Source organism: Kitasatospora sp. NPDC059160 (genome assembly GCF_042755465.1).
In the GTDB taxonomy this organism is placed as follows: domain Bacteria; phylum Actinomycetota; class Actinomycetes; order Streptomycetales; family Streptomycetaceae; genus Kitasatospora.
In genome coordinates this window covers 20,071-31,620 of sequence record NZ_JBHZCN010000103.1, presented here as the reverse complement: position 1 = coordinate 31,620, position 11,550 = coordinate 20,071, and the positions used below count along the sequence as shown (strand labels likewise).

Here is an 11,550-nt window from a genome sequence, read left to right as displayed (position 1 = left end):
CAACATATCTGGCGTTGACTTTTGGCACGCTGTTGAGTTCTCAAGGAACGGACGCTTCCTTCGGACCGCCTTCCAGCGGGCCCTCCGGGCGCTTCATTCTTTCGTGTTTCCAGCTTATCAGATGTTTTCCGCTCCGTTTTCCGGGGCTTCGTCATCCAACTCGCCGGTGCCTTCCGGGGTTTGATGCCCCGTTCGACGTTTCAAACTCTAGCCGAGCCCCGCTCCGAAAAGCGAATCCGGCCGCAATCCCGATAACCAGGCATGCCGAACTCGGCCTGTGCTGTTTCTCGTGGATTGGCCGCCCCGGAACCGTCCGCGCCATCGCGTGTCCGGTGCTCCCTGTCGGGCGACTGGGAGACAGTACCCCTACTTCTCGCCCGAAACAAATGCCCGGCCCCGGGCCGCGCGGGAGCGGTCCGGGGCTGACGGTCCCCTACTTGAAGAGGCGGTCACCGCTGTTGGCCATCCGGTGACTGCCGCTGTGGCGGTTGACCCAGTCGCGGACGAGGTTGATCGCGTTGGCGCACTGCCAGGTGTCGTCGTACTCCCGCACGCCCGTGAAGGCGCCGTAGCCCGCGATGATGCCGTCGACCTGGGCGTCGCCGAGGAGCTTGTCCACGTACCAGGGGTCGTTGTAGGTGGTCGTCCAGGACAGCGTGGCGGCGAGTCGGCCGGCTGCCCGGTCGGCCGCTCCCTTCTTCAGTTCCGCGCAGGTGTTCCAGGTGGCCTCGGTGCAGTTGCCGAACCCGTTCTTGATGTCGGTGTCGCCGTAGTCCATCGCGCGGCGGCCGACCGGGATGCCGGCGCCGGAGCTGTTGAAGGCGCCGACGACCTTGTCACGGGCCCCGGTGGTGGTCATGCCCTCCAGACGGCCGAGCTTGCCCTCCAGGCTCTTCCAGCCGCGGCCGCCGACGTCGGGGGTGTTGCCGCCGTGGTACTCGAAGAAGCCGTAGAGGACCTGGATGCCGGCGGCGGTCAGCCGCTGTGCCTTGTCGTGGAGGCCCGCGACGCTGCAGGTGCGGTTGGGCTCCTCGCCGCAGTAGTTGGGGTCCTTGATGTCCAGCCAGACCAGCGACAGCCGGCGGCCCGCGTTGGCGTTGGAGAGGATGCGGTCGATCATGCTGTCGAAGCTGGGGCCGAGCCGGTTCTCCCCGGCCGAGGAACAGTCGTGGTAGGCGCGCCACTCGTTCGGGTTCCACCAGGCGCAGACGTCGATCTCGATGCCGTTGGCGCCGTGCTTGAGCGCCGCGTCCACGCCGTCCAGGGTGTCGACCCGGTGGGCGATGGCGTAGATCGGGTGGCGCTGGTCGGCCGCAGCGGCCGGGGAGGTTCCGAGCGCGGTGCCGCCGATGATCCCGCACAGCGTCGCGGCCAGCGCGGGAACCATCCGCACGCGGGCGCCGGTCCTGAGGTGAGTGGTCAAGAAAGGCACTCCTTCTCGTCCGTGTTCTGAGGTGAACATGACCGAACGTGCCAACTGTACGTCGTCGAACGGTGGATGGGACCTGAACCCGATCTCCGGCGGTTCGGCCTCCACGGTCCGCAGACGCCACCGAGCCCCGGAGTACTTCTCCGGGGCTCGACGGGACCTCACGGCGCGGGCGGTCGCAGCTCCTAGACCGGGGCGAACGCGTACCACTTGGTCAGGGCGTACTCGCAGTCGAAGACGCCGAGCTTGTTGATGCTCCCCACCCAGGAGATGCACTCCTGGGCGGATCCGAACGGGCCCCAGGAATCGATCGCGACGTGGCCGGCGTTCGGGCTGAACGCGTACCAGTTGTGCTGGGCGTACTCGCAGTCCCAGAAGCCCAAGTTGCCGTAGTCCGCGACGTACTGCGTGCACTCCTGAGCGGATCCGAACGGGCCGTAGGAGCCGATGGGGTTGGCGGCCACAGCGGCAGCATGCGCAGGGGCCGGCGCCGGGGCCGGGGCCGGGGTCGCCGCGCCGGCGCTCGCGGCGCCTCCGACCAGGGTGGCCACGGTCAGGACCCCCGTGGCGGTGAGTGTGGCGATTGCCCTCTTCATCGATGACCTCCAGGTCGTGGCTGATCTGATCCGGTGACACGGGCATTCCGGGCGGGGCTCCCCGTGCACGTCTCACGCTAGGTCGGCGGTCCGGTGGTGGAATGCGCGACGAGTCTCCGACCCTGTGCGCAGCGTCTCCTCGACCGTCGGCCCGGGTAGGGCCCGGCGGCGCTGTTCGCGTGGGGAGAGGCCGTACGCGGCTTTGAACGCGCGGCTGAACTCGGAGGGGTTGGGGATGCCGCAGCGGGCGCCGATGGCGTGGACCGGCACGGCCATCAGGGCCGGGTCGACGAGGTCGCGGTGGGCCTTCCTCAGCCGCTGGCGGCGGATGAACCCGCTCACGGTCTCCGCCTGGGAGTGGCGCGCGAAGAGGCGGTGCAGGTGGCTGACGGAGATGTGGTGGGCGGCGGCGACCACGGGCGGGGTGAGTCCGGGGTCGTGCAGGTTGGCCCGGACGAACGCGCGGATGGTCTCCACCAGGGCCCGCTGCCGGGCCTCCAGGGGCAGCGTGCGCTCGGCGTCGAGCTCCCCGGCGATCCAGGCCGACATCAGGTCGAGCACCACCGTGCCGAGGCGGGACGCCTCCGCAGGCTGGAGGGCGGCGGCCTGGCGCTCCAGCCCGAGGAGGAACTGCGCCAGCAGGGCCCCTGTGCCCTCCCGGCCGGAGAGCCTGCGGCCGAGCAGGTCACGCATCCGGTGCGGGGGCACCGGCAGCAGCGACACGGGCAGGTCGATCCCCACCCCGACGACGTCCGGACCGCTCCCGCCCGGGGCCCGGTCCCCGAACATCCGCGCATCGTGCGGGGTGGAGCTGTCGACGAGGGAGAAGTCCCCGGCGCCGAACGTCTCCGCCTGGTCCCGCCCCCGGCGGAGCGCGTGGGTTCCGGAGGTCAGCAGCGTCAGGTAGCACAGCTCCTGATCCGAACGCCGGATCATCCGCTCCGTACGCCAGAACCGCGCCGACGGGAACGACGAGCCCACCAGCACCACCGGTCCCAGCTCGAAGAGCCGCACCTGCCAGGTGAAGTCGTGTGCGTGAGCACTCGTCGCCTCGCACTCCCTCCTCCTGGCCAGCCCGTCCCGCCAGCACTCGAAACCGTCCTTCGCCGACAAACCCTCACCCTGGAGCATGCTCGTCCCTTGCGCGAACATCCCGTCCCTTCCAGACATGCCTGACATGCCTCCCCTGTCGAATCGGCGAGGCCCTCCCCGGTGCATTGTCACGCCACCGTCAAGATGAGGCGCTGCCGCGTCCCACCGCCTCGTTTGACCTCGTACGGGCCGGGCCGCGAGCATGACCGTGACCGCCGGGGAGGGACCGTGACACAAGACACCGCAGGACAGTTGACGAACCGTCGACGACGGAACCGCCTGACCGCCGTGGCAGTCGTGGCCGTCCTCGGCGGCGGCGTCGCGATCGCGATCAACGCGTGGATGGATCGGGGCCCGGAAACCCGGGTCAGCCAAGGCCCCGTGGCCGGCTACCCGCTGCTGGTCAGCTCCGACGGCCTGACCCTGACGCTCAACATCGGCTGGGGGTGCGAGGAACGGCCGGAGCTCGTGGCCCACGAATCCACCGGCACGGTGACGGTCTCCCTGCGGCACACGGTCCGTCCGGGGTTCTGCGACCCGGGCGGCGCCGCGCAGATCACCACCCGCCTGAGCGAACCCCTCGGGACCAGAACGCTCGACGACGCCACGGGCAAGCCCGCCGTCCACTTCGACGAGCGCAAGCTCCTCCGGCCCGCGTTCCTCCCGGAGAACTACTACCCCTCCCCCGCGGGCAGGATGGTCTACCTGCCCGGCCTGGCAGCAGTCCCGACCGACACCCCGGCCTGGGCCGTCCGGTACACCCTGGGCACGGAGCCCGACACACAAGGGAGCCTGATCATCGGCCAGACCCTCCGGAGCAGCACACCACCGCCCGGCAAGGCCGCCACCGTCAAGGGCCTCCCGGCGAGCATCACGCACGCGGACTCCCCAGGTGGCCCCCATTCACTGACCTGGTCCGACGGCACCTACACCTTCGTCGTCACCACCGGCGGCCCCCCGCGGCTCACGGACGAGGAACTCGTCCGCGTGGCGGAGGGCCTCGGGTAGCGGCCGCTGCGGCGATAGGGTGCCGGGATGGTCCCCGACGCTCCCCGGCTGCTGCGCGCCGACGCCGCCCGCAACGCGGAGAAGATCATCCGGGCTGCCCGGGAGGTCTTCGCCGAGCAGGGCCCCGACGCCCACCTCGACGACGTGGCGCGCCGGGCCGGCCTCGGGGCCGCCACGCTCTTCCGCCGCTTCCCCGACAAGGCCGCGCTCCTGCGGGCCGTGCTGGACCAGCGCTTCGACGAGCACGTCCGGCCCGTCATCCAGGCCGCCGCCCACGATCCCGATCCCGCGGGCGGGCTGGCCCGCGTGCTGGCGGCGGCTCTGGAGTCGGTGGCCGGCGACTACAACGTGCTGGCCGCCGCCCGCGCCGCCGGTGTGCTGACCCCGGCGACCGGTGAGGAGTTCTTCGCCGCCCTCGACGTCCTCCTCGCGCGCGGTCAGGCAGCGGGCGTGCTCCGCACCGACCTCGTGCCCGACGACCTGCACCGCGTCGTCGTCATGCTGGTCTCGGTGCTGTGGACGGTGGACCCGGGTGAGGGCGGCTGGCGCCGGTACCTGGCCCTGGTCCTCGACGGCCTCTCCCCCACCGGGGCCCGCCCACTGCCCTGCCCCGCCCCCGCGCTGCGCACCCGCACGCCCTGACGGCTTACGGCTGAGGGCTGAGGGCTGACGTCAGACCTCGGACGTCAGAGGTCAGACGTCAGACGGCCCCCGTTCACCACAGCACCGGCACCTCGCCGATGCCGCCCGCCAGCCGTTCGGAGTGGTCGCGCAGGCTGCGCGCGTCCACCGCCAGCCGGAGGCCGGGGAAGCGTCGGACCAGCGCGGTCAGCGCGATCTGCATCTCGGTGCGGGCCAGCGCGTTGCCGATGCAGTAGTGGCCGCCGTGCCCGAAGGCCAGGTGGGCGTTGGGGGAACGCGACGGGTCGAAGGTGTCCGGCTCCTCGAACGCCCGCCCGTCCCGGTTCGCGGCGTTGATCGCCACCAGCACCGCCTCGCCCCGCGCGATCGCCGTCCCCGCGACGGTGACCTCCTCGCGGGCGTAGCGGGTCAGGCCCAGGGCACCGGGCGCGGCCATCCGCAGGACCTCCTCCACGGTGGCGCGGGCCGATCCGTCGGGGTCGGCGGCGAAGCGGTCGCGCCGGGCGGTGTCGCTCAGCAGGAACAGGACTCCGAGGTCGATCCGGGTCGACGTCGTCTCGTGGCCCGCGAACAGCAGTCCCACCGCCAGGCGGGTCATCTCCTCCTCGGTGAAGGACGGGTCCTGTGCCTGGACGGCCAGGATGTCGCTGATCACGTCCTGTCCCGGCCGCTTGCGCTTGTCCTCGGCGACCGCGGCCACGTACGCCTCGAACTCGGCCATGGCCGCGGCCCCGTCGGCCCCGCCGTACAGCGCGGCGATCCGCTCCGACCAGCCGCGCAGCAGCTCCCGGTCCGCGACGGGCACGCCCAGCAGCTCGCAGATCACCATCACGGGCAGCGGGAAGGACAGGTGGCCGTGCAGGTCGACGGCGCGGCGCGGATCCCCTGCGCGCTCCTCCTCCATCCCGTCCAGGCAGGACGCGGCGAGTTCCCCGATCCGCTCGCCCAGCCGCCGCATCCGCGGCGCGCTGAACGCGGGTGCCAGCATCCGCCGCATCCGGGTGTGCTCGCGGTCCTCCTCCTCGGGCGTGGGGGCGGGGCGGGTGTGCAGGGCCGAGGCCGAGATCCTCGGGGAGTCCGCGGTGTCGGGGCGCAGCCGGGAGAACCGGGTGTCGCTCAGGATCTCCCGGGCTTCCTCGTAGCGGGTCACCAGCCAGGCCGGGTCCCCGGCGGGTGTCGTCACCCGGGTGATCGGCCCTTCCTCGCGCAGCCGCACGAGCAGCGGCGCCAGGTCCAGGGCGTTGGGACGTTCGAAGGGTAACTGCGGTGCGGGCGCGTTCATGGTCTCTCCTCACGAACACTCTGCGGAGCGGCTCTCTCCTGCCCACTCGGGGCCGGGGTGGACGAACGAGGCCCGGACCCAACAAGTGAGAGTCAGCTCTCTCTTGCGGCGAGCGTAACACCGCCGGCACGCACAGTCAGCCTCCCTGCCGCCCTTTCAGCCGCTCCGACGTCGGCCGCTCCGAACCCGACCGCTCCGACGTCGACTGATCCGACGTCGGCCGATCCGACGTCGAACGGTGCCCGTCGTGCGTCCGCGGCGGTTCCCGGAGCCACGCGCTCGCCGCCATCACCGCGGCCCGGTGCCGTGACTCCGTCCCCGCGACGGCCGTCTCGACCTGCCGGGTGCGCTCCGCCTCCCGCCGCACGGCCTCCCGGTAGCGCAGCCAGCGGCGCGCCACCGCGGCGATCACCACCGGAACCGTCACGGCTGCCGCCCGGGCACCGTCCAGGCCGTTCACCACCGCGTCGAACACCATCGCGCCGCTCCCCCGTCACTCGTCGAAACCGATGCGACAAACCCTCCACCTGCGCCGGGATTTCCCTCTAGCGTGAGGAAACTCTGCGGAAACCCATGGAGAGCGGGCTGATGGCGAACGGACGGCCGAGGAAGACCGAGCAGCACGAGCGGCCCGAACTGGCGGAGCTCGCCGAGTGGTTCCGCTCGGCGCTGCGAGCCGCCGGACACGTCAGCGTCCACGCCTTCCTCAAGGCCCCCCGTGCGCCCGGCGCCCCGGTGGCTCCCGACAAGAACACCGTGTACGACGTCCTGGGCGCCCGCCGCCTCTGCCGACGGCAGGCGGCCGAGCAGCTCGCCGCGGCGCTCGGCCACCCCGCGGAGGCCGTCGCCTCCCTGTGGAGTCGCGCCGAGCGGCAGTCGAGGCTGGCGGAGCGCGCCCGGCGCCACGCGACGCGCGGGGCAGGCGTCAGGAACGTGGAGTGGACGGACATCCCCCTGCCCGACCCGTGGCTGGAGGACCTGCTGCGCAGCCAGGCCGCCGCCGCCGAGCAGTTCCCCTACGACCTGCTCGGCGTCGTCAGACCGCCGCTGTCCGAGGTCTACGTCGAGCAGGACGTCCAGCCCCTGCCGCAGGGCCCCGAGAAACCGGGGCAGGAGGCCGCCCGGCGGCCCCACCCGTCGGCCTCGACCCTCGCCGAGGCCCTGGCGACGCACGACCACCTCTTCATCACGGGCGGTCCGGGCACCGGCAAGACCACCCTGGGCCGGCACCTCGTGCGGCAGGTGGCCAGGTACTGGCTGTGCGAGGACGAGGACGGCGGGGCACAGCCCTGGTACCCGAGCGCCGTGGTCGCCGTCCGGATCGCCTCGGCGGACCTCCATCTCCCCCAGGCCTGGTACCGGCAGTTGAGCGAGGCGGTGAACCGCAGCGGCACCCAGACCGAGCCCGTGCACCACGAGCGGTTCGCGAGCCGCCCGCACGGCGTCCGCTGGCTCGTCGTCGTCGACGGCCTGGACGAGGTGTCCTCACCGGTCATCCGGCACAACGCCCTGCGGAAGCTCGCCGAACAGATGCCGCCCGGCGGGCACTTCCGGTTCGTCATCACCTCCCGCCCCCTCCCGCAGGGCGAGCTCGAACCCTTCGAGGACCTGCCGGGCATCGGCTTCTACACCCTCAAGGGATTCGACACCGACCAGCAACTCGCCTTCGCCGAGCGCTGGTTCCGGGCCCAGGGATCGGACGACGCCGCCGTCCACGCCCGGCGGTTCCTGGACGAGGTCGACGAGGCCGGTCTGCAGGAGGTGCTCCGGGTGCCGCTGCTGGCGACCATCGCGGCCGCCTTCCGCAGCCGCAACCCGCGCGCTCCGCTGCCCCGCGGCCGGGTCGACCTGTACGAGGCGTTCCTGGACCAGCTCAGGACCGCCCGGGAGGGGAACCGAGCGGTCACGAAGCGGTTCGTCGAACGCTGGGAGCAGCGGGAGCTGGGCCCCATGGCCGCGTGGCTGCTGGAGCACCGCGACCGGTTGGTGACCCACCTCGCCTGGGCGCGGCTCAAGGGGTCGCCGGAGACCTCGCTCGTCGGCGAGGCCCGGACGTGGCTGGCGGACCGACTCCCCTCCGGCCTGCGCTGGCCCGAGGGCGCTGACGGTGAACTCGGGCAGTTCCTGGCGCAGAGCGGTGTGCTCTCCTTCGACGGCACCGAGTTGTCCTTCCTCCACCAGTCGTTCGCCGAGTTCCTCGCCGCCCGGGACGAGGCGCCGGGGATCCCCTCCGACTTCCCCGGCCTCGGCCCCTGGGCCGCCGCCGCCACCAGCGCCGGCGCCCGCAACCGGATGCTGTTCACCTGTGCCCTCTGGGCGCGGCGGCCCGGCAACGACGTCGGCCTGATCGTCCGCCACCTGCTCGCCGGCGAGCTGCAGCACCGGGTCATGGCACTGCGCCTGGTCACGGCGGGCGTACCCCTGGGCGAGGCGCTCGAACAGTCGGTGATCGACCGCCTGACGGACTTCGCCGGTGACGAGAGGTCGCGGTTCGCCACGTCCGACGCCGAGGTCCTCGCCGAGCTGTCCCAGCTGCGCGGGAACCGCCGGCTCGCCGCCCGCCTTCGCACCGTCGCGCAGGCGGAGGGCCTCCCGCCGTCCCTGCGCACCGGGGCGGCCGCCGCGCTCGCGAACGTCGCCTCCCTCCGGGACGGCATCACCGCCCTGGAGGGCCTGGCCGCGACCGGGACGCCGGAGACCGTGCTGCTGTGCTGCCGGCACCTCGCCTCGCTCGACCCCTCGGGCGGGCCGTTCCGGACCGAGGCCCTGAGGCGTCTGCTCACCGCTCCGCGCGTCTCCGTCTGGGACCGGCTGACCGCCGGGGACCTGCTCCTCGCCGAGGGCAGCACCGAGGGCCTGGTGGACCTCGCCCGGTCCGTCCTGACCGGCCCCGAGCACAACGACCAGCGCCTGGAGAGGGCCGGCGAACTCTGGTTCGACGTCGACGGGGCGGACGCCGCCGAGGAGGTCGCCCGGATCATCGGAGCCCGGAACGACTCCCAGATCTGGTCGGCCCGGGGCCTGATCCTCACCCTGCTCCGGTTCGGGCGCACCGACGAGGCCGCCCCGCTCACCCGACGCTTCCTCGACGAATCGATCAGCAGCGACGACAACAGCGACGTCGTGACGGCGTGGGTCGAGACGGAGGGCGCCGCCGGAGCCGACCGCATCGTCGGGTTCCTGCGCGAGGCCTCGGTGTGGAACGCGGACGAGCGCCCGAGCATCGCCCACGACCTGCTGCGCGAGGGATTCGCCGCGCAGGCACTCGAACTGGTCCGGACGGGCCTCGGTGCCACGACCCGGCGGAGGTACAGCCTCCAGCTGGAGTTCATGGTCCTCGTCAGGGCCCTCGGCCCGGACGCGGCGGACGAGGTACGGCACTGGCTGGAGAGACTCGACGGGAAGCCCGAGGACCACGCGACCGCCCTCGGGCTGCTGCTCGAAGCCGGTGCGGCGCCCGCCGCCGTCCTGCCGCTCGCCCTCCGCGTGATCCGGCAACCCGGCAGCAGCACCAAGGCGTTCGTGAACGCCGCCCGCGTCGTGCTGCGTCACGACGGCGCGTCGGCCTGCGAGGAGGTCCTGGACGCCCTGGAGGCCCGCCCGTACGGCGGGGCGGCGCTGCGCACGGAGCTCCTGCCCGTCCTGGTCGAACACGGCCAGGACAAGGCCGTCATGGAGCTGGGACGCCGGCTGCTCGACGACCCCGGTCTGACCGGTCCCGAGCTCCGGGCCGTCGTCCGGTCGTGGGCGGCCGTGGCCGGCGCGGGGGGCGTTCGGGAGGTCCTCGGCCGCGTGTCGGCCTCCCTCGGCACGATCGGCCGGGTCGCCGAGACCGCCTCCCTCCTGGCCGGCGCAGGACTCGCCCAGGAGGCCGTCCCCCTGTGGTGCCGCGTCTGCACGACGCCGGGCGCCGCCGACGAGACCCGGTGGCGGGCCCTGCAGTCACTGATCGCCGCGGGAGCCCACGACGCGGCCGACCGGGCACTGCGTCAGGCACTGACCGCGCCCGCCTCTCCGGCGGAAACCCTCGCCCTGCGCCGGCTCCACGCCTGGCTGACGGCCACGGAATGAGCGGAGCGGGGGAGCTACCGGAGCCTTCGTCCCGGACCCGGGCGGCGCGGCATCCCGTTGTCGGAGGGGCGTGACACCATCACGGCAGCACGACAAGGGGGGCCACCGATGAGTTTCCTGGGCATGTGGTGTCTGGTCCCCGTACGGCCCGACACCGTCGCGCGGTACGCGCCGGAACTCGCTCCCGTCATCGAGGCGGAGGCCGCGCTCCAGGCGTCCACGGACCTCCTCCGGTGGTGGCGGGCCGGCGGCAGCACCCCGGAGGCGCTGGACCGCTTCATCGATCTCACCGCCCCGTCCGCACTGGACGAGCGGATCTGCACCGTCTACGAGGCCTGGGAACAGGGCTACGACAAGTCCCTGCCGCACGTCGTGGCCTCCGCCCGCAAGGCCTACCCGGCCTCCGCCATGGCCTTCGCCCTCGGCCCGCAGCGCTTCGCGCTCCTGCCCGGCTGGTTCGGCGACCTCCTCCTCACCCCGGAACAGGTCGTACAGACCCTTCCCGCCGTCGAACGCGCCTACGACTGGACCCCGCAGAGCCGGCACCAGGCCGAACTGCTCCTCACCGCCGCCCTCCACGACGAGGGCAGCCGGGACGACATCACCGCCCTGCTCGACGGCGTACCCCCGGTCTGGCGCGCGGCGGCGAACGCCGGCCACGGCCTGCTCGGCGCGCAGTTCATCCCCTGAGAAGCACAAGCAACGGCCGAGGTCAGCGCTGGTCCAGCTCCGGGTAGTAGCCGCGTTGATAGGTGGACAGTCCGTAGATGCTCAGCTGGCCGCCGCCCCTGCAGATGACGCAGACCTTCCTGGCCTGGCATTCGCCGCATCGGCGCTTGCCCTCGGGCAGGCGGGGCCGCCAGCCGCGGCCGCGGCAGAGGAGGCAGAGGCCGAGGCCGTCGCACTCGTAGCAGAGGACGTAGCCGGGTGTCAGGGTCTCGGGCGTACGCACCGGCTCCGGGTCGGGTTCCGGCTGGGGCTCCGCAGCCGGAACCGGCACCGGCTGCGGGGTGTGCAGGGCCAGGTCCGTCGTCTGGCCGCGGAAGACCACCGCGGGGGTGTCGTCGCTCGTCAGGACGCGGATGGTGCTGCCGTCCCGGTGGGCGACGACGACCGTCCAGACCCTCCCGTCGTCGTCCAGCCGTGACGTCGTGACGTCCCAGCCGGCCGCGTCGAGGAGGGAGACCGCCCGGTCGGACGTCTCGGTGGCGGTGACACGCGCCGGACGGTTGCCCTGGTACGCCAGGAAGTGATGGTGGCGCAGCGGATCGGGCCGGTCCGTGATCTCCGGCTGCGGCTCGCCGAGGGCGAGTCGGCGGAGGTGGACACGAACGGTCAGGTCCTTGACCAGGGTGAGCAGTTGCCCGTGCAGGGACCGACCCAGTCGGTCCAGTTCCGCACGTGCCGTCGACGTCTCGTCCATGTCGCCC

Annotated in this window: 10 protein-coding genes; 4 read left to right on the top strand and 6 right to left on the bottom strand. The window is 72.6% G+C overall.

Annotation, left to right across the window (positions count from 1 at the left end; genetic code table 11):
• Nucleotides 1-433 precede the first annotated feature (433 nt).
• The 3 genes from ACFXOZ_RS33550 to ACFXOZ_RS33540 all read right to left on the bottom strand — a co-directional run bounded on the left by ACFXOZ_RS33550 (nucleotide 434) and on the right by ACFXOZ_RS33540 (nucleotide 3,156).
• Entirely contained in the window at nucleotides 434-1,432 is a 999-nt protein-coding gene (locus ACFXOZ_RS33550) for a phospholipase (protein WP_380530612.1), read from the bottom strand.
• A gap of 182 nt (nucleotides 1,433-1,614) precedes the next feature.
• Entirely contained in the window at nucleotides 1,615-1,893 is a 279-nt protein-coding gene (locus ACFXOZ_RS33545) for a hypothetical protein (protein ID WP_375893569.1), read from the bottom strand.
• A gap of 204 nt (nucleotides 1,894-2,097) precedes the next feature.
• Entirely contained in the window at nucleotides 2,098-3,156 is a 1,059-nt protein-coding gene (locus ACFXOZ_RS33540; protein WP_380530609.1) for a helix-turn-helix domain-containing protein, read from the bottom strand.
• A 249-nt stretch (nucleotides 3,157-3,405) separates the two neighbouring features.
• Here ACFXOZ_RS33540 and ACFXOZ_RS33535 point away from each other — a divergent pair, with 249 nt between their 5' ends.
• Both ACFXOZ_RS33535 and ACFXOZ_RS33530 read left to right on the top strand, forming a co-directional pair.
• Nucleotides 3,406-4,125 carry a hypothetical protein gene (locus ACFXOZ_RS33535; RefSeq protein ID WP_380593698.1) on the top strand — a complete coding sequence of 240 codons (720 nt, stop codon included), beginning with the start codon at nucleotides 3,406-3,408 and terminating at the stop codon, nucleotides 4,123-4,125.
• Nucleotides 4,126-4,152: 27 nt separating this feature from the next.
• On the top strand, nucleotides 4,153-4,767 hold the full coding sequence (locus ACFXOZ_RS33530) for a TetR/AcrR family transcriptional regulator (RefSeq protein ID WP_380409308.1): 615 nt from the start codon (nucleotides 4,153-4,155) through the stop codon (nucleotides 4,765-4,767).
• A 73-nt stretch (nucleotides 4,768-4,840) separates the two neighbouring features.
• Here ACFXOZ_RS33530 and ACFXOZ_RS33525 read toward each other — a convergent pair whose 3' ends face one another.
• Together ACFXOZ_RS33525 and ACFXOZ_RS33520 are read right to left on the bottom strand one after the other, a co-directional pair.
• The gene (locus ACFXOZ_RS33525) at nucleotides 4,841-6,049 is read right to left on the bottom strand and encodes a cytochrome P450 (protein WP_380593697.1); all 1,209 of its coding nucleotides are present in this window, start codon (nucleotides 6,047-6,049) and stop codon (nucleotides 4,841-4,843) included.
• A 136-nt stretch (nucleotides 6,050-6,185) separates the two neighbouring features.
• Entirely contained in the window at nucleotides 6,186-6,527 is a 342-nt protein-coding gene (locus tag ACFXOZ_RS33520) for a hypothetical protein (protein ID WP_380593696.1), read from the bottom strand.
• A gap of 110 nt (nucleotides 6,528-6,637) precedes the next feature.
• Here ACFXOZ_RS33520 and ACFXOZ_RS33515 point away from each other — a divergent pair, with 110 nt between their 5' ends.
• Both ACFXOZ_RS33515 and ACFXOZ_RS33510 read left to right on the top strand, forming a co-directional pair.
• Nucleotides 6,638-10,120: an NACHT domain-containing protein gene (locus tag ACFXOZ_RS33515; RefSeq protein ID WP_380593695.1), complete on the top strand. Its 3,483-nt coding sequence runs from the start codon at nucleotides 6,638-6,640 to the stop codon at nucleotides 10,118-10,120.
• A gap of 108 nt (nucleotides 10,121-10,228) precedes the next feature.
• Nucleotides 10,229-10,810, top strand: a complete 582-nt coding sequence (locus tag ACFXOZ_RS33510; protein WP_380593694.1) for a hypothetical protein — start codon at nucleotides 10,229-10,231, stop codon at nucleotides 10,808-10,810.
• A 22-nt stretch (nucleotides 10,811-10,832) separates the two neighbouring features.
• Here the strand turns inward: ACFXOZ_RS33510 and ACFXOZ_RS33505 are convergent, their stop codons facing one another.
• Nucleotides 10,833-11,543 (bottom strand): hypothetical protein, encoded by a 711-nt coding sequence (locus ACFXOZ_RS33505; protein WP_380593693.1) that lies wholly within the window; start codon nucleotides 11,541-11,543, stop codon nucleotides 10,833-10,835.
• Nucleotides 11,544-11,550 lie beyond the last annotated feature (7 nt).

What these genes read in the sequence shown, in the direction of transcription:
- ACFXOZ_RS33510 (WP_380593694.1), top strand. Translation starts at nt 10,229, where the DNA reads ATGAGTTTCCTGGGCATGTGGTGTCTGGTCCCCGTACGGCCCGACACC.
- ACFXOZ_RS33515 (WP_380593695.1), top strand. Translation starts at nt 6,638, where the DNA reads ATGGCGAACGGACGGCCGAGGAAGACCGAGCAGCACGAGCGGCCCGAA.
- ACFXOZ_RS33525 (WP_380593697.1), bottom strand. Translation starts at nt 6,049, where the DNA reads ATGAACGCGCCCGCACCGCAGTTACCCTTCGAACGTCCCAACGCCCTG.
- ACFXOZ_RS33505 (WP_380593693.1), bottom strand. Translation starts at nt 11,543, where the DNA reads ATGGACGAGACGTCGACGGCACGTGCGGAACTGGACCGACTGGGTCGG.
- ACFXOZ_RS33540 (WP_380530609.1), bottom strand. Translation starts at nt 3,156, where the DNA reads ATGCTCCAGGGTGAGGGTTTGTCGGCGAAGGACGGTTTCGAGTGCTGG.
- ACFXOZ_RS33530 (WP_380409308.1), top strand. Translation starts at nt 4,153, where the DNA reads ATGGTCCCCGACGCTCCCCGGCTGCTGCGCGCCGACGCCGCCCGCAAC.
- ACFXOZ_RS33520 (WP_380593696.1), bottom strand. Translation starts at nt 6,527, where the DNA reads ATGGTGTTCGACGCGGTGGTGAACGGCCTGGACGGTGCCCGGGCGGCA.